The 25,343-nt window shown below is 35.5% G+C and carries 22 protein-coding genes; 14 read left to right on the plus strand and 8 right to left on the minus strand.

Features of this window, described 5'->3' with window-relative positions; all coding sequences use genetic code 11:
- Positions 1-245: 245 nt before the first annotated feature.
- A complete protein-coding gene (gene ychF / locus JM83_RS17545) occupies positions 246-1,340 on the minus strand; it encodes a redox-regulated ATPase YchF (protein ID WP_144963386.1) in 1,095 nt (364 codons plus the stop codon).
- Between the two features lie 299 nt (positions 1,341-1,639).
- On the opposite strand from ychF, the gene JM83_RS17550 reads away from it, so the two are divergent.
- From JM83_RS17550 to JM83_RS17560, 3 genes are all read left to right on the plus strand, one after another.
- Complete coding sequence (locus JM83_RS17550; protein ID WP_144963387.1) at positions 1,640-4,357, plus strand: TonB-dependent receptor; 2,718 nt, start codon at positions 1,640-1,642, stop codon at positions 4,355-4,357.
- Positions 4,358-4,512: 155 nt separating this feature from the next.
- The gene (locus JM83_RS17555) at positions 4,513-4,962 is read left to right on the plus strand and encodes a substrate-binding periplasmic protein (protein WP_144963388.1); all 450 of its coding nucleotides are present in this window, start codon (positions 4,513-4,515) and stop codon (positions 4,960-4,962) included.
- Positions 4,959-5,915: a cation diffusion facilitator family transporter gene (locus JM83_RS17560; RefSeq protein ID WP_144963389.1), complete on the plus strand. Its 957-nt coding sequence runs from the start codon at positions 4,959-4,961 to the stop codon at positions 5,913-5,915. The genes JM83_RS17555 and JM83_RS17560 overlap by 4 nt, the downstream gene beginning before the upstream one ends.
- A 129-nt stretch (positions 5,916-6,044) precedes the next feature.
- Here JM83_RS17560 and JM83_RS17565 read toward each other — a convergent pair whose 3' ends face one another.
- Together JM83_RS17565 and JM83_RS17570 are read right to left on the minus strand one after the other, a co-directional pair.
- Positions 6,045-6,371, minus strand: a complete 327-nt coding sequence (locus JM83_RS17565) for a hypothetical protein (protein WP_261376858.1) — start codon at positions 6,369-6,371, stop codon at positions 6,045-6,047.
- A gap of 362 nt (positions 6,372-6,733) precedes the next feature.
- Positions 6,734-7,291: a GNAT family N-acetyltransferase gene (locus JM83_RS17570; RefSeq protein WP_144963390.1), complete on the minus strand. Its 558-nt coding sequence runs from the start codon at positions 7,289-7,291 to the stop codon at positions 6,734-6,736.
- A gap of 142 nt (positions 7,292-7,433) precedes the next feature.
- Here JM83_RS17570 and JM83_RS17575 point away from each other — a divergent pair, with 142 nt between their 5' ends.
- Positions 7,434-8,729 carry a carboxypeptidase-like regulatory domain-containing protein gene (locus JM83_RS17575; protein WP_144963391.1) on the plus strand — a complete coding sequence of 432 codons (1,296 nt, stop codon included), beginning with the start codon at positions 7,434-7,436 and terminating at the stop codon, positions 8,727-8,729.
- 243 nt (positions 8,730-8,972) lie between these two features.
- Here JM83_RS17575 and JM83_RS17580 read toward each other — a convergent pair whose 3' ends face one another.
- Positions 8,973-9,323 (minus strand): 4Fe-4S dicluster domain-containing protein, encoded by a 351-nt coding sequence (locus tag JM83_RS17580; RefSeq protein ID WP_144963392.1) that lies wholly within the window; start codon positions 9,321-9,323, stop codon positions 8,973-8,975.
- 153 nt (positions 9,324-9,476) lie between these two features.
- On the opposite strand from JM83_RS17580, the gene JM83_RS17585 reads away from it, so the two are divergent.
- The 6 genes from JM83_RS17585 to JM83_RS17615 all read left to right on the plus strand — a co-directional run bounded on the left by JM83_RS17585 (position 9,477) and on the right by JM83_RS17615 (position 16,535).
- On the plus strand, positions 9,477-10,535 hold the full coding sequence (locus tag JM83_RS17585) for an acyl-CoA reductase (RefSeq protein ID WP_144963393.1): 1,059 nt from the start codon (positions 9,477-9,479) through the stop codon (positions 10,533-10,535).
- A gap of 306 nt (positions 10,536-10,841) precedes the next feature.
- Positions 10,842-11,906, plus strand: coding sequence for a 3-phosphoserine/phosphohydroxythreonine transaminase (gene serC, locus JM83_RS17590; RefSeq protein ID WP_144963394.1), 1,065 nt, complete (start codon positions 10,842-10,844; stop codon positions 11,904-11,906).
- Positions 11,907-11,958: 52 nt separating this feature from the next.
- Positions 11,959-12,921 (plus strand): D-2-hydroxyacid dehydrogenase, encoded by a 963-nt coding sequence (locus tag JM83_RS17595; protein WP_144963395.1) that lies wholly within the window; start codon positions 11,959-11,961, stop codon positions 12,919-12,921.
- Between the two features lie 236 nt (positions 12,922-13,157).
- On the plus strand, positions 13,158-13,586 hold the full coding sequence (locus JM83_RS17600; protein ID WP_144963396.1) for a DUF6146 family protein: 429 nt from the start codon (positions 13,158-13,160) through the stop codon (positions 13,584-13,586).
- 45 nt (positions 13,587-13,631) lie between these two features.
- Complete coding sequence (locus JM83_RS17605; protein ID WP_144963397.1) at positions 13,632-13,940, plus strand: DUF6787 family protein; 309 nt, start codon at positions 13,632-13,634, stop codon at positions 13,938-13,940.
- A gap of 384 nt (positions 13,941-14,324) precedes the next feature.
- Positions 14,325-16,535, plus strand: a complete 2,211-nt coding sequence (locus JM83_RS17615) for a TonB-dependent receptor (protein ID WP_144963399.1) — start codon at positions 14,325-14,327, stop codon at positions 16,533-16,535.
- Between the two features lie 378 nt (positions 16,536-16,913).
- On the opposite strand, the gene JM83_RS17620 is transcribed toward JM83_RS17615, so the two are convergent.
- From JM83_RS17620 to msrA, 3 genes are read right to left on the minus strand one after another with little or no spacing between them, the layout of a single operon-like run.
- Entirely contained in the window at positions 16,914-17,219 is a 306-nt protein-coding gene (locus JM83_RS17620; RefSeq protein WP_144963400.1) for a hypothetical protein, read from the minus strand.
- Between the two features lie 45 nt (positions 17,220-17,264).
- Positions 17,265-17,858 (minus strand): GTP cyclohydrolase I FolE, encoded by a 594-nt coding sequence (folE, locus tag JM83_RS17625; protein ID WP_144963401.1) that lies wholly within the window; start codon positions 17,856-17,858, stop codon positions 17,265-17,267.
- 1 nt (position 17,859) lies between these two features.
- Positions 17,860-18,414 (minus strand): peptide-methionine (S)-S-oxide reductase MsrA, encoded by a 555-nt coding sequence (gene msrA, locus JM83_RS17630; RefSeq protein ID WP_144963402.1) that lies wholly within the window; start codon positions 18,412-18,414, stop codon positions 17,860-17,862.
- Between the two features lie 142 nt (positions 18,415-18,556).
- Here msrA and JM83_RS17635 point away from each other — a divergent pair, with 142 nt between their 5' ends.
- Entirely contained in the window at positions 18,557-21,004 is a 2,448-nt protein-coding gene (locus JM83_RS17635) for a DUF5916 domain-containing protein (protein ID WP_144963403.1), read from the plus strand.
- A gap of 48 nt (positions 21,005-21,052) precedes the next feature.
- Complete coding sequence (locus JM83_RS17640) at positions 21,053-21,718, plus strand: ABC transporter ATP-binding protein (RefSeq protein ID WP_144963404.1); 666 nt, start codon at positions 21,053-21,055, stop codon at positions 21,716-21,718.
- Here JM83_RS17640 and JM83_RS17645 read toward each other — a convergent pair.
- Positions 21,715-22,479 carry a TIGR02757 family protein gene (locus JM83_RS17645; protein WP_144963405.1) on the minus strand — a complete coding sequence of 255 codons (765 nt, stop codon included), beginning with the start codon at positions 22,477-22,479 and terminating at the stop codon, positions 21,715-21,717. The genes JM83_RS17640 and JM83_RS17645 overlap by 4 nt on opposite strands.
- Positions 22,480-22,819: 340 nt before the next feature.
- On the opposite strand from JM83_RS17645, the gene JM83_RS17650 reads away from it, so the two are divergent.
- Together JM83_RS17650 and JM83_RS17655 are read left to right on the plus strand one after the other, a co-directional pair.
- Positions 22,820-24,028 (plus strand): sensor histidine kinase, encoded by a 1,209-nt coding sequence (locus JM83_RS17650; RefSeq protein WP_144963406.1) that lies wholly within the window; start codon positions 22,820-22,822, stop codon positions 24,026-24,028.
- An 89-nt stretch (positions 24,029-24,117) separates the two neighbouring features.
- Positions 24,118-25,317, plus strand: a complete 1,200-nt coding sequence (locus JM83_RS17655; protein WP_144963407.1) for a GAF domain-containing sensor histidine kinase — start codon at positions 24,118-24,120, stop codon at positions 25,315-25,317.
- Positions 25,318-25,343 lie beyond the last annotated feature (26 nt).

A 25,343-nucleotide genomic window follows, 5' to 3' on the forward strand; every position in this document is an offset into this window, starting at 1 on the left:
TGCCTATTATTATTTTCCGGGTAATTACTTAGAAATCTAGTCACCCTGAACTTGTTTCAGGGTCTCTTTGCAAAATACTGAGATACTGAAACGAGTTCAGCATGACGTGAAATATAAATGTAGGTTGGAAAAAGTATTACCAACAAAAAAACAATCATTCAGAGATCAAATGTTCTTTTTTACCAAAAAACAGAAAAATCCCACATTGCTGCAAGATTTATATTCTGATAATATTTTATTTTGAACTACACGTTAAACCTAAAATGCATCACATCTCCATCCTTAACAATGTATTCCTTCCCTTCTACTTTCATTTTACCAGCTTCTTTTACTTTGGCTTCACTCCCAAAAGAAGCAAAATCTTCATAAGCGATCACCTCGGCACGAATAAATCCTTTTTCGAAATCGGTATGTATCACTCCTGCAGCCTGTGGCGCGCTAGACCCCACTGGTATTGTCCAAGCTCTCACTTCTTTAACTCCTGCCGTGAAATAAGTTTGAAGATTAAGAAGTCTGTAGGCTCCACGGATAAGTTTTGCTGAACCCGGTTCATCCAACCCAATATCCTGAAGAAACATTTGGCGCTCTTCGTAATCATCCAGCTCGGTAATATCAGCTTCGGTTCCTACTGCCAAAACTATAACCTCCGCATTTTCATTTTTTACAGCTTCTTTCACCTGCGCTACAAATTCATTCCCATTTACAGCAGCTTTTTCATCTACATTACACACATACATTACCGGTTTATCTGTAATTAGTTGCAGGTTTTTTATAAATTCCTCTCTTTCCGAATCGGTAAGTTCCAATGCTCTTACAGAATTTCCCGCTTCCAGACCGGCTTTCACTTTTAATAAAGCTGCTTCTTCTTTTTGAGCCTCCTTATTACCCGTTCTAGAAGCTCTTTTCACCTTCTCCAATTTTTTATCCACCGTTTCAAGATCCTTTAGCTGAAGCTCCATATCTATGGTTTCCTTATCTCTAACAGGATCTACAGAACCATCTACGTGCACAATATTATCGTCTTCAAAACAACGCAACACATGAAGGATCGCATCGGTTTCACGAATATTTCCTAAAAACTGATTTCCTAGACCTTCACCCTTACTAGCTCCTTTAACAAGACCAGCAATATCTACTATATCTACAGTTGCAGGCAACACACGCTCTGGGTGTACCAAGGACTCCAATTTTTGGAGCCGCATATCCGGCACATTTACAACCCCAATATTGGGTTCTATGGTACAAAAAGGAAAGTTTGCACTTTGCGCCTTTGCATTAGATAAACAATTAAACAGCGTTGATTTTCCAACATTGGGCAATCCTACAATTCCAGCTTTCATACAATAAAATTTAATGCTTTGTTTTTGCGGCTGCAAAGATAGGTTTTAATCTTGTAAGTATGAAGTGAGAGTTTAAAGAAACAAATTCAAGTGGATCGCAACTTTCGTGATTTGAACTTAAAATTCATGCATAAAATTACGTTATATCCTAGTCCATATATTTTTTCGTTTATATAATTTTTTGTTATTCTTGTCTAGATTTATATTTTTTCAGTGTTTTTAACAGGATACCCCCCTTCACTTTCTCGAGAAACATTTCATTTAAATCACAATTAATTAACTACTAAAAAAAATTACTTATGAACAAAATTTTATTATTTTTTACCCTAGTATTTGCTCCCTGGTTCCTAATGGCACAGCAAGTTAATGGAACGGTTACAGACAACTCCGGCGTACCACTTCCAGGAGTAAACGTTTTCGAAAAGAGTACCACTAATGGTACAACAACAGATTTCGACGGAAATTACACCATCACGGTTAGCGAAAATGCCACACTGGTTTTTAGTTATGTTGGGTTTGAGCAAACCGAAGAAGTTGTTGCTGGAAGAGCTACAATAAATGTTTCTTTGGCAGATGGGGTTTCCTTGGGAGAAATTCAAATAGTAGGGTCTAGAAGCCCAAAACGTACAGCTACCGATACTCCTGTTGCGATAGATGTTATAGATGTAGCTGCTATATCCACCCAAACAGGTAGAATTGAAGTAAATGAATTGTTGCAGTACGCGGCTCCTTCATTTAATGCAAATAAGCAATCTGGATCGGATGGTGCAGATCATATAGACCCTGCTTCGTTAAGAGGTTTAGGACCAGATCAGACCTTGGTTTTAATAAATGGTAAAAGGAGGCACCAATCTTCATTAATCAACATTTTTGGAACAAGAGGTCGTGGTAATACGGGAACAGATTTAAATGCGATCCCAGCTTCAGCAATAAAAAGAATCGAGATCTTAAGAGATGGAGCTTCCGCACAATATGGATCTGATGCCATTGCGGGGGTTATAAATCTTGTATTGAATGATGAAGTTGGAAAATTTACCGGAAATGTAAATTATGGTTTCTATAATACGAATGCAGAGGGAGATTTTCCTGAAGGAACTCCAAATACAGATGGAAATAGATTGGATACCGAAAGAGATGGAAATCAAATTGGAGCCGATAAATCTTTCGATGGAGAATCTGTTAAAGTTACCGCTAACTATGGTGTTGGGATTGGAGAAGGTGGTTTTGCCAACTTCACGACAGAATATATAAGTAAAAACAAAACGCTTAGACCTGGATTCGATTTTAGAAGAGGTTTTGGAGAAGCGGCGATAGATGGATTTAATTTCTTCGGAAATGTAGCTATACCGTTAACCGATAATTCCGAGTTTTATGCTTTTGGGGGTAGAAATTATAGAGATACCGATGCATTTGCATTTACCAGAAACAATCCCACAGAGAGAAACGTTGTGAGTATTTACCCTGATGGGTTTACTCCAAGAATTACCTCTATAATTACCGATAATTCTGTTGCAGCAGGTTTTAGAACTGAAACTGAAAGCGGTTGGAAAATTGATGTAAGCAATACTTGGGGAAAGAACTTTTTCCATTATTATATTAAGGGAACTTTAAACGCTTCTTTGCAAGATAATTCACCAACTAATTTTGATGCCGGTGGACATAGTTTAAGCCAAAACACAGTTAATTTAGATTTCTCTAAGTATTATGAAGACTTATTGGAAGGTGTAAACTTCGCATTTGGTGCAGAATATAAAACTGAGAACTTCGTAATCTTCGAAGGAGAAGAAGGATCTTATGCCACTTATGATGGTACTGGGTCTGTTAACAATGCCTATGATGACGTTGTTAGAGATGTAGATGGAAATCCTGTTTTAGATATGAATGACAAAACTATTCCAAACCCTATTACAGCTTTATTACCAGCTGGACCTGGTGGATCTCAAGGTTTCCCTGGATATGGACCAGCGAATGAGGTAGATCGAAGCAGATCTAACGTCTCTTTTTATGTAGATGGGGAATTTGAATTTACAGATAGATTTTTGGTTGCGGCAGCAGCAAGGTTTGAAGATTACAGCGATTTTGGAAGCACACTTAATGGTAAGTTAGCAACGAGATTTAAGTTGACTGATGGTGTGAATTTAAGAGGATCTGTAAGTACAGGCTTCAGAGCTCCTTCATTAGCGCAGATTTATTACAACTTAAAATTCACCAATTTTGTAGGTGGAGAAGCATTAGAATCTTTATTGTCTCCTAATAATAGTCCGGTAACTGCATCTTTTGGAATTGGACCATTGCAAGAAGAAACTGCATTTAATGCCTCTTTAGGTTTTACAGCAAATTTTGGAAATTTCACGGCCACAGTAGATGGATATTATATAGACATTCAAGACCGTATAGTTTTAACAGGAAACTTTGATGCTCCACAAATAGAAAATGTTGAAGCTGCACAGTTCTTTGCAAATGGAGCGGATACTAAAACTATGGGATTAGACATTGTTCTTTCCCATAAAGTGCAATTGGGTGAAGGAACTTTAACTTCTAGCTTTATAGGAAACTTTAATGATATGGAGATTACCGATGTAAAAAATGGAGCACTAGATGAACAAACTTTCTTTGGAGAAAGAGATAAAGCGTTTTTATTAGCATCAGCCCCAGACAGTAAGTTGATCTTAAACTTAAAATATGACATCAATAAATTTGATGTTGCTTTAGGAGTGAATCGATTTAGTGAGGTGAAATTATTAGATTTCCAAACTTTTGAAGATGTTGCAGATTATGGAACTTTTGAGGATCAGATTGCAGCAGCAACAGATACTTACGGTTCTAAAATAACTACCGATCTAAATTTAGGATATAAAATAAGTAATAACCTAAAATTAAATGTTGGTAGTAACAACCTTTTCAACGTATATCCAGATCAACAAGATGACTGGAGTGAAGGTGGTGGATACTGGGATTCTGTCCAAATGGGCTTTGGTGGAGCATATTACTATGCTAAATTAAATCTTCGGTTCTAACACAAACTTTAATATTTAAAAAGGCGGGAACATTAGTTCCCGCCTTTTTTTTGAAAATTAACAATCCTTACTTCACATTATAAATAAATCTTAAAGTCGATTTAATTCTATACTTATCTTTTACTTTAGTACTGTTTTTATTTAATTCTAAATAGATGAACTATAAGTATATTCTTCAGAATTTTTATTTATTTATTCTATTAATATTTCAGTTTTCTTGTAATATCCCTAAAGACCAGGAGAATACTTGGGAAAATATTCAGAAGGATGGTTTGCATATTGGGGTTAACTCCAACCCTCCATATACATTTCAGAAAGATTCATCCTACACCGGCTCAGAAATAGAATTAATTCAAGCTTTTGCCGATAAGCATAAACTTAAGCTTACCTATGAACCTGGAAATGAAACCGATCTTATTGATAAATTGGAGAATTATAAAATTGATATTTTGGTGGGCGGATTTACCAAAAAAACAGTATGGAAAGAAAAAGTTGGCCTAACAGCTCCATATGATAAAGGAGGCCATGTGATTTTAATAGCGAAAGGTGAAAACAAATTATTGTATTTTTTGGAATCATTCCTTTTTAACCTCAAGTTAAAATGAGTCGTTTTGAAACCTTCGAATTACCCGACTATCTAAAGCCATTACTTAAAAAGGCGAAGTTCCTTGAATGGTTGACTCTGCTCTATCTACTTTCTACCATTATTTTGATGTATTTGGTGATGGGATCTTCTCAAGCAATGAAAACCGCATGGTTGGAGGATGCATTAAGTACTCTGCCCGCTATTTCATTTCTAATCGCTACTCGCTTTCACAATAAAACACCAAATGTAAATTTCCCTTACGGATATCACAGAGTATTCAGTATCGCATTTTTAACAGGTGCTTTAGCATTATTTGGAATGGGTTGCTTTCTGGCTATTGACTCTGCTGTTTCACTTATTTCCCAAGATCATCCTACCATTGGGTCTATGATGTTTATGGGAAATCAAATCTGGATGGGCTGGTTAATGATCGCGGCTTTGGTGTATAGTGCAATCCCTTCTATGATATTGGGATACAAAAAATTACCGATTGCAAAAAAATTGCACAATAAAATTTTATACACAGATGCCAATACCCAAAAAGCAGATTATATGACCGCATTTGCTGCAGTTCTTGGAATATTAGGCGTTGGTTTGGGTTTTTGGTGGATGGATGCCACCGCCGCACTATTTATATCTATCTCCGTTATAAAGGATGGTTTTATTAACCTAAAGGATGCCATCAAAGACCTAATGGACCGAAGACCGGTACATGTAGATGATTCTAAACCAGATGAATTAGTAGATACTATTGAGGAATTGGTTAATTCTTGGGATTGGGTAATTATGGCTAATGTTAGATTTAGGGAACATGGCCAGGTATATTTTGGAGAAGTATTTGTAGTGCTTGCCCCAGATTTAGATCCTTCTCTTTACTTAGAAACAGGTATAGCAGAGATCAAAAAGCTTCACTGGAAAATCAATGATATTACGTTTATGCCCGTTAATTCCTTGCCAACCAATACTGGATAGGATTCCCTATTCAACTATATACATTTCAGTAGAAGCTTTTATATAATCTTGTGGATTTAAATTGTTTCGCACCAAATTAAGTTTTAGATCCAATTGGGCTATTCTATGTTTTAAATCTTCGTCTTGTTTCTACTTTTCAATTAGCAGCTTATATTTATCTAAATTATCTAGGATTCTAAAGGTCAAGGTGCCAAATCTAATTTTTAAATTTTGCACCGTCACCATTTTATTATAAAAATCCTGTTTCCAATTTTCTCCGTTCTTATTGCGCTCTTCCACGATCTTATCTTCAGCTATTTTTGAAATATCCAGAATGTACCGAGTTCTTTTTTTGACGTCGGTTTCATCCGTAAAACGCTTTCTAAATTCGTTTTTATCAATGCCCAAGATGTTAACAATATTCTCATTCAAAGATCTTTCCTGAAGCACTTTTAACTCGTCTAAACTTTTTGCCATTGCATTGCATTCTGTTTCAATAAGGTCTTTATCGTGGGTGAATTGAGAAAGAAAAGGAAATAACTGTTTTTTTTATTTTATATTTTTAGTACGCATTGAAAAGTGATAACAAAGAACCCAAATTCCTATTTTGAAACATTAAATAATTAACCAGTGAAAATTTAAACTCGAAATATAAATCAAGAACCTCGGGGCAAGCCCACTAGCTATGCATTGGAAAATAATTTTAAAAATTCGAGGCAAGCCTCGGGAAATTAAACCCTCAATAAGGGATTAAACGAGTAACATTATCACCCTAAATGATGTATTCCTCGATAAAACAGTGTCTTTTAGCTAATTATCGACTTTTTATTTTGTGTACCCTACCAATCTAAAATTACAATACTCCACTCCTCACCTTCTGGAGAAAAGTATCTATGGATTTCTTTAAAACCTATTCTTTTATGAGCTTTTAGGGAACGTTCATTTCGAGTAGCGATCTCAGTGATTGCAAAATCGAATTTATCCCTGTAAAGGGTTTTATATAAGTGATAGTTCTCTTCTAAAATACCTTGACCTCTAAAACCTTTTGCTATGCAAACTTGCCCAACAATTAAATAGTTATAGCCTGATATCGTTTTATCTTTATATGCTATTTTTCTAAACTCATTGAACATAGGTTTTAAAAAAGGCAGATCTCTTTCGGCAGTCGCTGTCATCGTAAGTAGATATGCAATCACTTTATTATTGGATGTGGCAATAATATGTGGTGCGACATCATTCAGATTCCTCAATAATTCCAAGCTGTGTGTGCAGGTCAAGAACCCTTGAGATACTATTTCTCCTGCAGAAAGAGAAGAATAATGGTTTTCATTCTGCAATTCCAGAATATTCACCAATTCCTTTTCTAAAGTACAAGATTTATAAATTATGTTGTTCATGAATATTATTGAAGTTAAAAAAAAAAACAATTTAAAAATACCGAAATTCTGCAAACATTAATCCCCTTAATACTACTAATAATATAGTAAAAATCAATACCTTAGTAAGTATAGAGCTTACATTAACCTAAAATACCTTGTTATGAAAACTCAATTTAATGGCTTTAAAATAAACCCTATGGAATGCTTACTATTTGTAGTTTTTATTTTCTTCACGCCGGACCTGGTCTACCCAAGTTATTTTCAGCAAAACATGGATGCAAATAAATATCAATATGTGGAATTTAAAGGGGAAGTTGTGGACGATAGTAGTGGAGACCCTATCATTTCTGCACATCTCACTGTGGAGAACAGTAACATATCCACAATTACCAATAACGAGGGGGAGTTTTCTTTAAAAATTCCAGCAGATCTTATGAATTCCAGGGTCACCGTTTCTTTTTTAGGGTATAGAAGCAAAATTGTTCCCGTAAATTCACTAACTAAAGATAATAACCGAATCACTTTACAGCAATCCATAGAAGTTCTTACAGAGGTAAGTATTTTTAAAGCTGAAGACCCTAAAAAACTGGTATTTATTATGTTGGGGAACAGAGGTTCTAATTACTTCAGTGATCCTACATTAATGACCGCATTTTATAGGGAGATCATAAAAAAAAGGCGAAAAAACGCCTCCCTTTCAGAGGCTGTGGTAAAAATCTATAAACAACCTAATGATTCTCCTAAAAAAGATGTGGTCGCAATATATAAAGCTAGGAAAAGCACCGACTATAATAGGCTGGATACCTTGGCAATAAAATTAAGAGGTGGCCCTTTCAATACTCTATATGTGGATTTAATGAAATATAACGAATTTGTATTTGAGCAGGAGAATTTAGATGAATTTAGGTTCAGTTTTGAGCAACCTACAAAAATCAATAATAAATATGTGTATGTAGTAGATTTTGAGGAAATCAATAAATCCTTGCCTTGGTATTATGGAAAGCTTTTTATAGATGCCGAAACCAACAGTTTAATAAAAGCGTCCTATAAATTAAATGTAGACGACAAGGAGGCAGCATCAAAAATGTTCGTGAAGAGCAAACCCAAGAAAGCAGTAGTTTACCCAATAGATGTTAATTATCAAATACATTATTTACAGAGCAACGGTAAATGGTATTATAGTTATGGAAATGCGCTTTTGGAATTTAAAGTAGATTGGAACAAACGATTGTTTAATTCCAGATATACTTTAAACAGTGAAATGGTAGTGACCAATTGGGAAGATTATACTAATAAAGAACCTAGAAAGGATATGAATTATATTAGGCCTTCTGTGGTAATGGTAGACGACATCTCTGGCTTTTCTGATCCAGAATTTTGGGGGAACAATAATATCATAGAGCCTGAAAAATCTATTCAGAATGCAATAGAAAAAATTCAGCGGCAATTAAAATAAATTTTATTTCTATATAGTATAATTTGTATATCCGTAAAGTATCATAAAATGATAAATAACGTCATTCTGAACTTGTTTCAGAATCTTATAACACTAAGGATCACTATAGTAAATAGAGACCCTGAAACAAATTCAGGGCGACAAAACAACTATAGGAAAAAAACGGATGTACAATTAGTGTGAAACCAACAAACCCCACAAGAGAATTGCGGGATTTGTTGGTTTAAGGAGTTAAAATTACTGCTATTCCTGATGCATAAAACGTTGTTTGGCCAATAATTCCTCTTCAGTTTCCACATGACTGTCATCGGGCACACAACAGTCTACCGGGCACACAGCCGCACATTGTGGTTCATCATGAAATCCCTTGCATTCTGTACATTTATCGGGTACTATGTAATAGATCTCGTCACTTATGGGTTCTTGGGCTTCATTGGCATCTGCCTTTTTTCCATCTGGTAAGATCACATTTCCTTCCAGATCGGTTCCATCGGCATATCTCCAATCATCTGCACCTTCATAAATTGCGGTATTTGGGCACTCTGGCTCACATGCACCACAGTTTATACATTCATCTGTTATTATAATTGCCATAATTCTTTTATTAGTAAATTTAAATTGAAATCAATAAATCGCCAGTAATCTGGTTTTAAGTTTTCACTGATTTATAGGCGATTTTAATTCTATAACTTTTAATTTCGCCAGCACAAATTTAAAGCCAAAACAATTCATAACCAAATAAGCCTTATGTCAATTGAACAGCGAAAATCACATTTTATAGAACTGGGCAAGTTTTTAAACCAATTCCGAAGAGATGGCATGGAACAGCACAAAGAGGTGAAGAATAATCTTGAATTTTTTGAGCCCTTTAAGGAACAAATAGAACGCGCTATTCATTATAACGGTTGGTTCACCAAAGATAATATCCTTTTTGCCCTGGAAGGTTGGAGCGAATCCCTTACGCCGGCTAATTTAGGTGCTTGGTCAAAACCTTATAACTTCGAAAATATCGAATCGAAAACAGTAGGAATTATAATGGCTGGCAACATCCCCTTGGTTGGTTTTCATGATTTTATTTCGGTATTGATCGCAGGACATAAAGTGCTGGTAAAGCAATCTTCAAATGATAAGAATTTGCTACCCATTCTTGCCAATTATCTTATTTCATTAGATCCAGATTATGAAGAAAAAATTGAATTCACAGAGGACAGAATGAACAATTTTGATGCGGTAATCGCTACCGGCAGTAACAATACCTCAAGATATTTTGAATATTATTTTGCTAACAAAAAATCCATCATCAGGAAAAATAGAAATTCTGTGGCGATCTTAACTGGCGATGAAACTCCAGAAGATCTGGAGGCCTTAGGTCATGATATTTTTAGATATTTTGGTTTGGGCTGTAGAAGTGTATCTAAATTATATGTGCCAGAGAACTATGATTTCGATGCTTTTTATAAGGCCTTAGTTCCTTGGGCATCCTTAATGAATCATGCTAAATATGCCAATAATTACGATTATAACAAGGCGGTTTACCTGATGAGTGAATTTAAAATGTTGGATAATGGGTTTTTAGTGCTAAAAGAAGATCAAAGTTTTGGATCCCCTATTGCGACACTATTTTATGAAAAATATGCAGATTTAGAAACCTTAAAAGCTACAATCGAAGCCAATAAAGAAAATCTACAATGTATTGTCGCCAATAATTTTATGGAAAATGGGGTTTCCTTCGGCAAAACACAATACCCTCAATTATGGGATTACGCAGATAATATTGATACATTGGAATTTTTGGAAAATATTTAAAATCTTAAAGTATACCCGTAAAGTATAATAAAGTGTTATATAACGTCATTCTGTTCCGGTAGCTATCGGAATTGTTTTAGAATCCATTTACACTAAGAATCAATAGAGTAGATTGAGACCCCTAAAATAAATTAGGGTGACAAAAGAACTGTAGGACAAAAAACGGATATACAAAAATCCTATAAGAGAAATTCTCAATAATTCCTGATTTTCAAAATTTTCCCTGAATTTCCAACTCACCTATTATAATTTTAATAACACATAATTACAGGAACTTTTAGCATCTTTGTTATAAACTACATTTTTATGAAAAAACACAACTTTAGTGCAGGGCCATGTATACTTCCGCAGGAAGTCTTTAAGGAAGCCTCACAAACAGTTTTAGACTTTAACAATTCCGGCTTATCCATCCTGGAAATATCGCATAGAAGCAAAGATTTTGTTGCTGTAATGGAAGATGCAAGACAACTGGCATTGGAATTGCTCGGCTTGGAAGGAAAAGGCTATAAAGCCCTTTTTCTACAAGGAGGTGCAAGTATGGAATTCTTGATGGTTGCCTATAATCTTTTAGAGAAAAAAGCCGCCTATTTAAATACTGGAACTTGGGCCAGCAAGGCGATCAAAGAAGCGAAGATGTTTGGAGAGGTCAATATAGTAGCTTCTTCTGAAGACAAAAAATTCAGTTATATCCCAAAAGGATATATGATCCCTACAGACGTAGATTATTTTCATTGCACCAGCAACAATACCATTTATGGAACTCAACTGAAGGCGTTTCCAACCACTCCAAAACCTATGGTATGCGATATGAGCAGCGATATTTTCTCCAGGGAACTGGATTTTTCAAAATTCGATTTAATTTATGCTGGAGCTCAAAAAAACATGGGCCCTGCTGGAACTACTCTTGTGATCGTTAAAGAAGATCTTTTGGGAAAAGTCACCAGACAAATCCCTTCTATGCTGGATTACAAGGTGCATATAGAGAAAGACAGTATGTTCAATACTCCAGCGGTATATCCAGTATATGTCTCATTTCTAACTTTAAAATGGTTAAAAGCCCAAGGCGGAATTAAAGCCATAGAAGAAAAGAATGAAAAGAAGGCAGCTTTACTTTATTCAGAAATAGATATAAACCCACTATTTAAAGGATATACTGCCACCGAAGATCGTTCCATTATGAATGCCACCTTTAACTTAACCAAAGAATCCCTGAAAGGAGAATTTGAGAACATGCTTAAAGAAGCCGGAATTAATGGATTGAATGGACATAGAAGTGTTGGAGGCTATAGGGCTTCAATGTACAATGCGCTGCCATTGGAAAGCGTTCAGGTTTTAGTGGATGTTATGAGTGATCTGGAAAGAAAAGCATAAAAATTATTTTAGCATAGAACGCTATATGAATTCAATAACAGAAAAAGAAAGCATGAAAATTTTAGCAAATGACGGGATTTCAAAAAGTGGTATTAAAGCACTAGAAAATGCCGGTTTTGAAGTGATCTCCATGAAAGTTGCCCAAGAGCAACTGAAAAATTTTATAAATGAAGAAAAGATAACGGTACTTCTGGTTAGGAGTGCCACCCAAGTAAGAAAAGATCTTGTTGATGCTTGCCCAGGTTTAAAAGTTATTGGGCGCGGAGGTGTTGGAATGGATAATATAGATGTTTCTTATGCGCGAAGCAAAGATGTAAAAGTAATAAATACGCCTTCCGCCAGTTCCGAATCTGTAGCCGAATTGGTTTTTGCCCATCTTTTTGGTGGGGTTCGATATCTACATGACTCCAATAGAAATATGCCACTTTCGGGGGATTCACATTTCAAGGATTTAAAGAAGAATTATTCTGCGGGAACAGAACTTAGAGGGAAAACCCTTGGGATCATTGGCTTGGGAAGAATTGGAAAAGAAGTGGCTAAACTTGCGCTTGGAGTTGGCATGAAAGTGATTGCCAGTGACGATCATGTGGGGGAACTAGATATAACCCTCAAATTTTATAACAATCAAGTTGTAAACGTTCCCATTAAAACTGAACCTGTTGCAGATCTTATAAAACATTCAGATTTTATTAGTATTCACGTTCCTACACAAGCCAAAGCCATTCTAGGTAAAAAGGAATTTGAACAAATGAAACATGGAGTTGGTATTATAAATACTTCTAGAGGCGGACTTATAAATGAAGAAGCCTTACTGGATGGATTGGAACATGGTAAAGTTGCGTTTGCAGGTTTGGATGTATACGAAAATGAACCCTCTCCATCAATCAAAGTCTTAATGAACGAAAGAATTTCATTGACCCCACATATTGGAGCTGCCACATTGGAAGCACAAGATAGAATTGGAATGGAGTTGGCGGCGCAGATCATCTCGATTTTCAAGAGCGAAAAAGTATAAGTTGTAGGTTATAAAAGTCAAGGCTTCTTCTGAAACAGTAAAATTAACAAGCATCTATTTCCAATTTCCTTAAGTCCAGCTTCAATATAAAAGTTGTAAATTCAAATATGGCCTATTCAAAAATCATGTTTTTATATCCATTCATTTCTATTTTGAAAAGGATTTGAACCTCCTCAATTACAAGTATGAACAGGTGTAATGGGAACAATTTTTGATAATATTTAAACAAAATGAAAATGAAAAATTTAATATACATAGTTGTATTAGGGATTTTTATATATAGCTGTAGCGCTACCAAAGACAGGGGTTTCACTAAAAAGGAGATCACTGCAAATGCCAACGATACTGTTCGTATTGCAAATGACAGTCTAGAATATGAGATTATTATTATAGAACCCGGCTTCAACCTGTTTATTAATAGTATTGCAAAACCAAGGGGTTATTACTCACAATCTTATCTTGAGAATAAAAACAAATTCTTGGTTCAGGAATATAACAATCGGGTGATCCAACCTTTTAGGTATAATCCCAATCTTTACATTCAAGAAATAAATTATGACAATTTTGTGGATTATGGATACGAGGTAAACTATATGCTCTATAATTATTTTGTGTTCTTTTCTAGGGAATATAACCAACAATTTAGTGTGCCAACTCGAATATAAGCCCAAGTTTTTTTTAATTGCAAAGTGTTGTGATATATTTGTAGCATGAAGAAATTAAAAGAACGTTGGGGAATTGCTACTAATTTTCAACTTATTATAATTTTTGTGGTTTTTGCCATCACTGGCTCTTCTGCAGCTAAGTTGGCAGCTCCGGTTTGTGAATTCTTCGGAATTTATCAAGAAACTTCTCCTTGGTATATCTATTGGTCTTTAAGAATACTTTTAATATTCCCTATCTATCAAGTTCTGTTAGTTCTTTTCGGATGGGTATTTGGTCAATTTGAATTCTTTTGGGCCTTCGAAAAAAAGATGCTTACTAGATTAGGCTTTGGACGTTATTTAAATCAGGATTAATTTGAATGTATTTCAGAAATACGGGGTCTTAGGATTGACATTTATGATGTTGGTTCCCTCTATTCTGAGTTTTAATCACGTTTTTGCGCATGATTTCAATTTTGCATGCAATGATCATAGCACTACCCACCTTCACCAATCTACGCTAGATTGTGAATTCTGTAATTTCCACCCAACCCCTGTAATAAAATTTCAACTTTTCAATTTCGATCTAGCTGAAGTTTTACTTCCAAATAAAAAATTCTTTGATTCTTACGAATTTTTAAGTGATTTCCAGACACTATCATTTTCTTTAAGAGGCCCACCTGCCTTTTACCAGAATGGATAAATAGTTTTCTCGCAACCTCTAAAATGTTGCAATTTTAAATCACTTAATTGTTTATAATGATAAAATCAATCTTTAGCATATTGCTATTCGCAATATGTATTTCAACATATTCGCAAAACCCCATTTCCGGTAAAATTATAGATCTCGAAACCAAAGAGCCCATAATGGGGGGGAATATCTATATTTCAAAATTGGAAAAAGGAACCATCACCAATTTAGAGGGGGAATTTCAACTATCCAATATCCCAGCAGGGGATTGGAACATGGTGGTTTCCTTTATAGGCTATACCACAAAAGCCATGAATTTTACCTCCCCTTCAGAAAATTCCATAATTATGGAATTACAACCATCTGCTATAGAAATGGAGGAAGTAATTGTTTCTACCCCTTTTCATAAACTCCAAAGTGAAAATGTGGTAAAAGTTGAACGGGAATCTTTAGAGGATCTTAGAAAAACAGGGGCTGTAACCTTAGCTGAAGGAATTACCCAAATAGCTGGTGTAGAAAGTATAACTACAGGTGCGGGAATTGGTAAACCGGTGATAAGAGGTTTAAGTGCAAACAGGGTCTTGGTATATGCCCAGGGAGTACGATTGGAAAACCAACAGTTTGGCGATGAACATGGTTTGGGAGTTAGTCCTAGTGGGGTAGCAAGTGTAGAGGTTATAAAGGGACCGGCGTCTTTATTATATGGAAGCGATGCCCTAGGTGGGGTGTTGTATTTAACTCCTGAAAAATACGCTCAAACTGATAGCACCACCATAGACGCGAGTTATAATTATTTCACGAATACCATTGGCACTGAAGCTAATCTAGGTTTAAAAACTTCTGGAGAAAAGTGGAGCGGTTTAGTACGTGGTAATTATGCCGTGCACAGTGATTATGAAACGGGTAAGGGGGTCCGGGTTACCAATACCCGTTTCGAAGAGAAAGATCTAAAAGCAGGAGTTGGATATCAAGACACTAAATATAAAGGGGATTTTAGATACAATTATAACAACACCTATATTGGAATCCCTGAGGAAATTGGTGAGCAATCTCCTTCAAAAGATTTAATTTCTCCTTACCAGAAGTTAGATAACCATATTGCAAGCCTTACCAATAAAATATTTCTTCAAAATTCCAGTGTAGACCTAAAGGTGGGATATCTTTTTAATGACAGAAAAGAATTTGAAGAAGGGTCTCCAGATCCAGCTTTGGATATGCATTTGGAAACTTTGAATTACGACCTTAAATTCGACACCCCTGTTTGGGGAAATTTTGAAACTATTTTTGGGGTACAGGGTTTGTTCCAAACAAATAAGAACTTTGGAGAGGAATTATTGGTTCCAGATGCTTCCGTCTGTGATTTTGGGGTTTTGGGAACTACACATTATCATTTAGAAAACCTGGATATTCAAGGAGGGTTGAGATTTGACACAAGGAATATCTCTACCAAAGAAAATGGGACTGTGGGAGAGCCTGGGTATTTTCAGGCTATAGATCGTGATTTTACAAGTTATAATGGCTCCTTGGGTGTTAAATTCAATTTATTTGAAAATTTTGTTACAAGAATTAACGCGGCATCTGGGTTTAGGGCACCTAATCTAGCAGAGCTTACTTCCAATGGGGTTCACGAAGGAACCAATAGATATGAAATTGGAAATGCTGACTTGGAGAATGAACAAAATATCCAGCTGGACTTATCCTTGGAATATCGCAACGAGCACTTTGAGCTCTTTGGAAATGCTTTTTACAACAAGATCAACAATTATATTTTTATTGCTCCCACCGATGCTTTTATGGAAGAAAATAGAGTTTTTGGGTATACCCAGGATAATGCTAGATTATATGGAGGAGAGGCTGGTTTTCACCTGCACCCGCATCCTATAGATTGGTTGCACCTAGAAAGCAGTGTGGAACTTGTAATTGGTGAAAAAGACAATGGAGAAAGCCTTCCGCTTATACCAGCAGTTTCTTTTACCAACACATTAAGGGTAGAACTAAGTCAGTTAAAAGGTTTTTCCAATAATTATTCGTTTGTGACCGTAAAATCTACGGGTGCACAAAATAAAATCAGTGATTTTGAAACAAGCACCAACGGATATACCTTGGTGAGCGCAGGAATTGGAGGAACTATTTTTCTGAACAAATTACCTTTGGAACTAAGGCTTAGTGGGAACAACCTTTTAAATAAAAACTATATTTCCCACCTATCCCGTTTAAAAATTGATGGAATAGCAAATATGGGCAGGAATATATCCCTAGGTATTCAAACCAAATTTTAAACATAAAAAGCCTCCTATGTTAAAAACTAGGAGGCTTTTTAATATTATATTGTATCTCCGTAAAATATAAATAATAATTAATGTCATTCTGAACTTGTTTCAGAATCTTATTACGCTAATAATCAATATAGTAAATAGAGACCCTGAAATAAATTACCATTGACATATTTTATAAGTGGCCCAAAATACAAAATAGGAGACCCTGAAACCAGTTCAGGGTGACGATACTATTTTTCCCGTCACGCTAAACTCGTTTCAGCATCCTTTATACGTCAATTTCCTACGCTAGATAAATTTTTATCGCAGGTCTCAGGGTGACGAAAGCGCTATTAGGACAAAAAACGGATATAAATAATATTATATTTTGGAAAGTAACTTTTACACTATTTCAGCTTCAATAATAATTTCATTTTCCATTGGTGCTTTTTTCCAAACGAACGTATACAACCACATGAGTGTAAATGACGGAATGATATCTGTAAAGGGTAATATCTCTTCAATAAATACCAGTATAGAAGCTATTTTTCCCTTTTTTCCAGGATACATTTCAGACATTTTTTTTGCTGCAAATGGAGCCCAGGCCAAATCTAGAAAAGGACCAACTAATGGAATTGCCATGGTTGCCATCCCCACTGCATCGTACATTAATCCTTTTATTAGTAATTTATTTTTTAAGTTTTTCATCGGTTTTTAAGTTTTATGCCTAGAATAAAGCAAAAAAAATGCCACTTATTTTAGATCGGAACTTATGAGTTTCAAAAATTCATTTCTGGTTTCAATTTGCTTGAATTGTCCTCTAAATCCCGAAGTTGTGGTTACACTATTTTGTTTTTGCACTCCCCGCATCATCATGCACATATGCTGCGCCTCGATAACAACAGCTACACCCTGTGGCTGTAAGGTATTATTAATGCATTCTAAAATATCATGTGTAAGACGTTCTTGTACCTGCAGCCTTCTGGCGAAAACATCTACAAGCCTTGGCAATTTGCTTAAACCTACAATCTTGCCATTTGGGATATAAGCAATATGCGCTTTCCCGAAAAATGGCAACATATGGTGTTCGCATAAGGAATAAACCTCTATATCCTTTACAACCACCATCTCGTCGTAGCTTTCGTTGAACATGGCATCATTAAGGATCTTAACAGGATCTGCATCATAGCCTTGGGTTAAAAACTGCATTGCTTTTGCAGCCCTTTCTGGAGTTTTTAAAATGCCTTCGCGAGACGTATCCTCCCCTAGCCCATTGATTATTTGTTTAAAGTTATTGGTAAGATCTTCAGTAACTTCCTCGCTATATTCTTCAAAAAATCGATACATATTATATTTTGGCCTTTTTTATTTTATCAGCAAATAATTGCTGTAATTTTTTGATCTTGGGATCGATAATTACCTGACAATATTGTTGTTGTCTGTGGTTCGAGTAATATTCTTTGTGCTCAGCTTCGGCCTTATAAAAAACGGTAGCTTGGGTAATCTCGGTTACTATTGGATCCTCGAACACGTTTGCATCTTCGAGTTCCTTCACAATTGCTTCAGCGTCTTGCTTTTGCTCTTCAGAATGATAAAATACAGCACTTCTGTATTGAGTTCCTTTATCATATTGTTGTCTATTTAAAGTAGTGGGATCATGGGTGCTAAAAAATATCAACAATAATTCTTTATAAGAAATAATTTCAGGATTAAAATGAATTTCAATAGCTTCGGCATGTCCAGTTCGCCCAGATATTATTTCTCTATAAGCGGGGTTTTTAATCTGTCCGCCTGTAAATCCAGGAATTACCTTGCTTGCTCCTTCCACTCTTTCAAAAACAGCTTCAGTACACCAAAAACATCCTCCCGCAAGAGTGGCTATTTTAGATTCTGTATTTTCCATATATTACAAATATTATTTAAAATTAGTGATTTAATAAAAAAACTGGGGGTTTTAACGATTATTTGGGTGCTGTTGAAAATTACTAGTCATTCTTTTGTAATGTTGTACTTTCCAAGGATTCCTATTATTTTAGATGTTATTTATGTTGCTAAGAAAAATTTTTCTTTTGTTTGTCTGTTTGCCCCTCTTTACATTACAGGCTCAAAACAAGTTAGCGCAGGAAATTTCAAGAAAGACTTACGAAGCATCAAGAATTGCTACAGCTCCTTTTATAGATGGCGTTCTAGATGATACTATTTGGAATAAAATTCCTGAAGCTTCTAATTTTGTGATGTCAGAGCCAGGCGATGGAACTCCCAGCAGGACAACTCACCCAACTAGGGTAAAACTGGCTTATGATGATGAAGCTATTTATATTGCTGCTTCTATGATAGACAATGAACCTTCAAGGATCTTGCGGCAATTTACCCAACGGGACAATATAAAACAATCAGATTTTTTCTTGATCGATATCAATACTTATAATGACGGTGAGAACCAAACCAGATTTGTAATTACATCTGCGGGAGCCATTGCAGATGCCAAGATGTCTGGAAATAACGAAGATTATAGCTACAATGTGGTTTGGGAAGGAGAAATCTCTTATGATGATAAAGGTTGGTATGCAGAAATAAAAATTCCCTACGCTGCCTTAAGGTTTCCAAAAAAGGAAGAACAATTATGGAGCATTCAATTTGGAAGAAAGATATTGCACTTGAATGAAGTTTATACCTGGAACTATATAGATAAATCCATTGGTAAGGATACCCAATACAATGGCCTATTAACGGGTATAAAAAACATTGACCCTCCTGTTAGATTGAGTTTTTACCCATACGCTTCTGCCGAAGTTGATAATTTTAAAGACAATACCGAAAGTAGCTTTAGCGCAGGGCTCGATTTTAAATATGGCATTTCCGATGCCTTTACCTTGGACGCCACTTTGATCCCAGATTTCGGACAAACAGCATTCGATAAAGTGGAATTAAATCTAGGGCCATTCGAGCAAGCTTATGGGGAAAACAGGGCTTTTTTTACTGAAGGTACCGAATTGTTCACAAAAGGCAATCTTTTTTATTCACGTCGTATTGGAGATACTCCCCTAGGGTTTAATAATGCCCAAGCTCAATTATTGGATAATGAGATCCTTGTAGAGAACCCCGACAAAGCAGATCTTCTAAATGCGGTAAAGATTTCCGGACGAACCGAAAGCGGATTGGGCGTTGGTTTTTTCAATGCAATTACCAAAGAGACCGAAGCTATTATTGGAGATACGATGACCGGTACCAATAGGAAAATTATAACCGAACCTTTCGCCAATTATAACATCGTGGTATTGGACCAGCAATACAATCAGAACTCCTCTATTACCCTTATAAACACCAATGTTACCAGAAATGGACATGCAAGGGATGGAAACGTAACGGGGTTTCTATTCGACATAAACAACAAGAAGAATTCTTTTAATTATTCCGGTCAAGCTAAAATGAGCAATGTGAACACACTGGAACAAAATCTAACCGGGTTTGCTTCAGAATTTTCTATAGATAGGACAAAAGGAAATATTCGATATGGGATAAACCATGAGTTTGCCAACGAAACCTACGATATTAATGATCTGGGATTGAATTTCACAAATAATTATAACGACTTCAGAATTAACACTTCGTATAGGATATTTGAGCCTACCAAGCTACTAAACACCTTTTACCTTAGAATATTCGCAGATCATAAACGGCGATATATTCCAGATATTGAAACCTCTTCTGGAATTGGAGCTAACTTTTTTGCAGTTACTTTAGAACGATTTGCTTTTGGGGGTTTTATAAAGTATAATACAGATAGAAAAGATTTTTTTGAAGCCAGAAGAGTTGGGAAATATGTGAATTATCCTTCAAATATGGTCGCAGATGGATTTATTTCTTCAGATTACCGAAAGAAATTTGCAATAGATATAAGTGCAAATTACAGAAGCTACTTTCAACACGATCAGGAAAATATAAGACTTGATATAAGTCCGAGATTTCGATTCAATGATAAATTTTCGATGATCTATAATCTTAAGTATGCTATTACCAATAACAGAAATAGTTTTGTGGCATTGGAACCCAAGAAAGAGATCTTTGGCTTGCGGGATGTGCAAAGTATAGAAAACTCTATCCAGGCCAGCTATAATTTTAATACAGAACAAGCTTTAAATTTGAGTTTTAGAAATTTTTGGTCGGTAGCAGATTTTAAAGAAGACAATTTTAGTTTGTTGGAAGATAATGGGGGCCTAACCCCTTTTTATTATGAAGTAACCGAAGCAAATGATCCCAACGCCAACTTTAATATATGGAATTTTGACCTTAGTTACAGCTGGCAGTTTGCCCTTGGCAGTGAAGCAATCTTATTATATAGAAATTCAATTTTTAATTTTGATAAACAGAGTGATATCAAGTTTACCGAAAGTTTACAAAATTTATTCGATCAAGATCTTAGACAAAATCTATCTTTGAGACTCATTTATTATATAGATTATAATAATGCGAAAAATATATTTAAAGGGTAAGACCACTGTTTTCAATTTTAAAATTGAAACATTTATTTTATTAAAGTCATGATTTACGCAAACAACATTCATAAATATTACGGAGACCTTCACGTACTAAAAGGGGTTAATCTACATATTGCCAAAAGCGAAATAGTATCTATCGTAGGAGCCTCTGGCGCTGGTAAAACTACCCTTTTGCATATTTTAGGCACCTTAGATCAACCAGACAAAAAACCGGACAGTACTTTAAAAGTAAATGAAATAGATATTTACTCTCAGAATTCCAAACAGCTTTCTAAATTTAGAAATGAACAGGTAGGTTTTATTTTTCAGTTCCATCAATTATTGCCGGAATTTACTGCTTTGGAAAATATTTGTATTCCTGCTTTTATAAAAGGAACTTCTAAAGCAAATGCAGAAAAACGTGCTCACGAGTTGTTGGAATTCCTGAATTTATCCCCGAGAGCGCATCATAAACCAGCAGAATTAAGTGGCGGGGAGCAACAACGAATTGCCGTAGCACGATCTTTAATAAATAATCCGTCCGTAATCTTTGCCGATGAGCCTTCTGGCAACTTGGACAGTGAATCTGCAGAAAAATTGCACAAACTATTTTTTCGGCTTAGGGAAGAATTCCATCAAACCTTTGTAATAGTTACCCATAATGAGGAATTGGCCAACATGGCCGATAGAAAATTGACTATGGTTGATGGTGAAATTGTCCAGCATTAAAATTTCTCAAACACCCCTAGCCCAAACAGGGCAAAGTCGTATTTTACAGGGTCTTCTTTATCCAATTTCCTTAAGGAAAGGTCTAGCTCCAAAACAGCTTTTGCATCGTTCTGCTTCCTCCCCAATAAACCCAATTTTCTAGCAACGTTACCAGAGTGCACGTCTAAAGGGCAGGATAAAAGTGCTGGAGAAATGCTTTTCCAAATTCCAAAATCAACCCCTGCATTGTCTTTCCGTATCATCCACCGTAAGTACATGTTTATTCTTTTTGCTGCCGATCCCTTTAGTGGATCACTCACATGCTTTTTGGTTCTGGGCAGATGATCGATTTCAAAGAAAACACGCTTAAAATTAGAAATATGTGGTTGTAGGGATCCATTATTCGTCGGGATGGAGAATATTGCTTCCAAACCATCATGATGCGTATAAACATGTTTCAAACTTCTAATAAAACTCTTGAAATCCAAGCCGTTAAAAGTCCTATGGACAAAATCATTTAAAGGTTCCAGATCCTCTTCAGCATGGTTCATCACAAAGTCATAAGGAGAATTTTCGAGATGAGCCATCATTCTATTTGCATTTTTTATGATACTTTTTCTATTTCCCCATGCAATGGTAGCTGCCAAAAAACCCGCTATTTCTATATCTTCCTTGAGGGAAAACCTATGCGGGATACTTATAGGATCGCTTTCAATAAAATCGAAATTATTGTATTGAACAACTTTGGAATCTAGAAATTCTTTTAATTCTGTAGGTGACAATTCGAAAGGTTTTTTTATGATAGAAATCAAATATAAAGTTTCGTGGCATAAAACCTTCACTTTATTAAGGATTTAAGATTTCACGTTTTAGTAAGATATAAAAAATCAAGGATCTAGTAGCAGGCAGGCCCATGAAACATGAATGGGAAATTCTTTTAAAAATCCAGCCTTCAAGGAAGGATTAAATATATCTCAACATATCAGTAATTCAAAAAATGAATTTTAATGGCATTATTATTGAAACATTTGAAGCGATCAAAAAATTTAATATTTCATTAACTTTATTTGTTTAATTATATTTACTTTCAGTTAAGGCTTCCAACCAAGAACTTTATTTATTATGATTCATGCATTAAAACCTGAGAATGAAGCCGCTCGAATTGCTTCGCTAAACGAACTTCAAATTCTCGATTCTGGACCAGAATTAAATTATGATAATATAGCACAATTGGCGTCTTATATTTGTGAAGTGCCTGTTTCACTTATTACTTTGCTGGCAGAGGATAAGCAATGGATAAAAGCCAGAATTGGAACAGATATCTGCGATACGGAAAGAAATATTTCATTTTGTTCCCATGCCATTTTGGAACCGGATGAATTAATGGAAGTTCAGGACACGTTGTTAGATCCTAGATTTATTAATAATCCTCTAGTAACCTCAGATGCAAATATTCGCTTTTATGCAGGTATGCCAATTAGGGCCAAGAATGGTGAAGCTTTAGGAACTTTATGTGTATTGGACCGCAAACCTCATACCCTAAATGATAAGCAAAAGGAAGCTCTTAAAGCCCTAGCTAAACAAGTGGAGTCTTTGTTCGAACTGCGGCGTCAAAATCTTTCTTTAGAGAAAGTTAAAAAGGAACTGGGGATAAAAAATAATTTGCTCAAAGAATTTGCTGGCACTGTATCTCACGACATGAAAATGCCCTTAGCAAATATGATAATCACTTCAGATCTTCTTAAAGCCAAGTATGGAGGTTTGTTGGATGATACCGGACTTAATTATCTTACCTATTTAAAACAATCTTCCTTTAGGTTGAGCAACTACATCACCGATATCCTTAACCATTACGAAAGTGACACCCTATTGGACACCCATACAGAAAGTTTTGATCTCCAGGATGTTTTAGAACAAATTATAGATCTATTGAATATAAAATTCGATTGCGAGATCAATCTTCCAGAAGATAATTTAACAATTCAGTGCAACAGGGCCGCATTTCAGCAAATATTCTTCAACCTCATTGGGAACAGCCTTAAATACAACAATCAAGAAAAGATTGTTATAGACGTCACAGGTATTGAAAAAAACGGTTATTACCATTTTTCCATAACAGATAACGGTATTGGAATTCCCGAGAATAAGCAAGAAGCTATTTTTGAACTATTTACGATTGTAGAAGAAGCCGATAGAAGCGGAAACCGTGGAAACGGAATTGGACTCTCTACAGTTAAAAAATTAGTGAACAATTTAGGAGGAGAAATTTCAGTAAAATCAGTGGTAAACAAAGGAACCACCTTCTATTTTACTATCAAGCGAGCGGTTTAGTATAAAATATCCTTGGTTTACAGTAAAATAGCTGGGGAAAATTTCATATTATTGGTGTTAATTGATAACTGTAGAAAGCAGGGAGTAATATGGAATATAAAACAGCGTTTAATGAGAAGTTACGGCAATCTGTATTAGCAGATTATGATATTTCCAAAACGACTACAGAAGAAGATTTTAATCAACTCACCTTTTTGGCAGCTACAATCTGCCATGCCCCTACAGCATTTTTAAGTATAATAGATAGAGATCTTGTTTGGCTTAAATCCAAAACGGGTATCGAGATTGATGAGATCGAGCGAAAAAAGGCATTTGCTCAACGCACTTTGGAATCTAAAGAAGACCTATTTTGCATAAATTATTCTGACGCACCCCATGTGTTCGACGAAGCTGGAAAACACTACCACGACCACTATAAATTCTATATAGGCCTTCCATTAAAAAATACTGAGGGATATACCATTGGAGTATTAAGTGTTCTGGACACCAAAGAACGTCAACTTAAAAAATATCAAGTAGAGGGCCTCCAGGCACTGGCCAATCAATGCATGAAGTTGTTTGAGTTTGCCAAGCAAAACAAAAGGTTTGGTGTTATCCAGAAAAAACTTAAACAGAAATACCAAGAACTTGAAAAATTTGCAAGTGTGGTTTCTCATGATATAAAGTCTCCCTTGGCCAATATAATTTCGCTTACTGAATTACTGAAAGTAGAAAATCAGGGGAAATTCGATGAAGAAACTACCCAATATTTAAACTATCTAAATGAATCTTCCTATTCCCTTCGGCATTATGTGGATGGGATTTTGAGTTTTTACCGAAGCGAGCATATTTTAGAAAAGGATTACGAAAACGTGGATTTGCATAATCTCCTTAGCGGAATTGCACATTTATACGATGTAGCTAATGATGTAGAAATAGATTATCCAGAAACTGCAACACTAAAAAATGTTAACAAAGCTGCCCTAACCCAGGTTTTTCTTAATTTAGTTAGCAACGCCTTAAAGTACAATACTAAGGAACATAGGAAGATCCAAATCACCTTTAAACAGACCGAAGCCTTCTACCACTTTGCTGTGATTGATAATGGCGATGGTTTTTCCGAAGAAAATTCTTCCAAGATCTTTGAGCTTTTTACTACACTGGACACCAATGATCGTGATGGAAACCCCGGGAGTGGCATTGGTTTGGCAACTGTAAAGAAACTTATTAATAGTATGGGAGGAACCATAAAAGTGAATTCTACTCCAGGAGAAGGAAGCACGTTCCAATTTACTATTAAGCGAGTTTAGTATTTCCTGACTATAGTAATAAAAAG

Origin of the sequence: Gillisia sp. Hel_I_86 (assembly GCF_007827275.1) — a bacterium.
Classification (GTDB): domain Bacteria; phylum Bacteroidota; class Bacteroidia; order Flavobacteriales; family Flavobacteriaceae; genus Gillisia.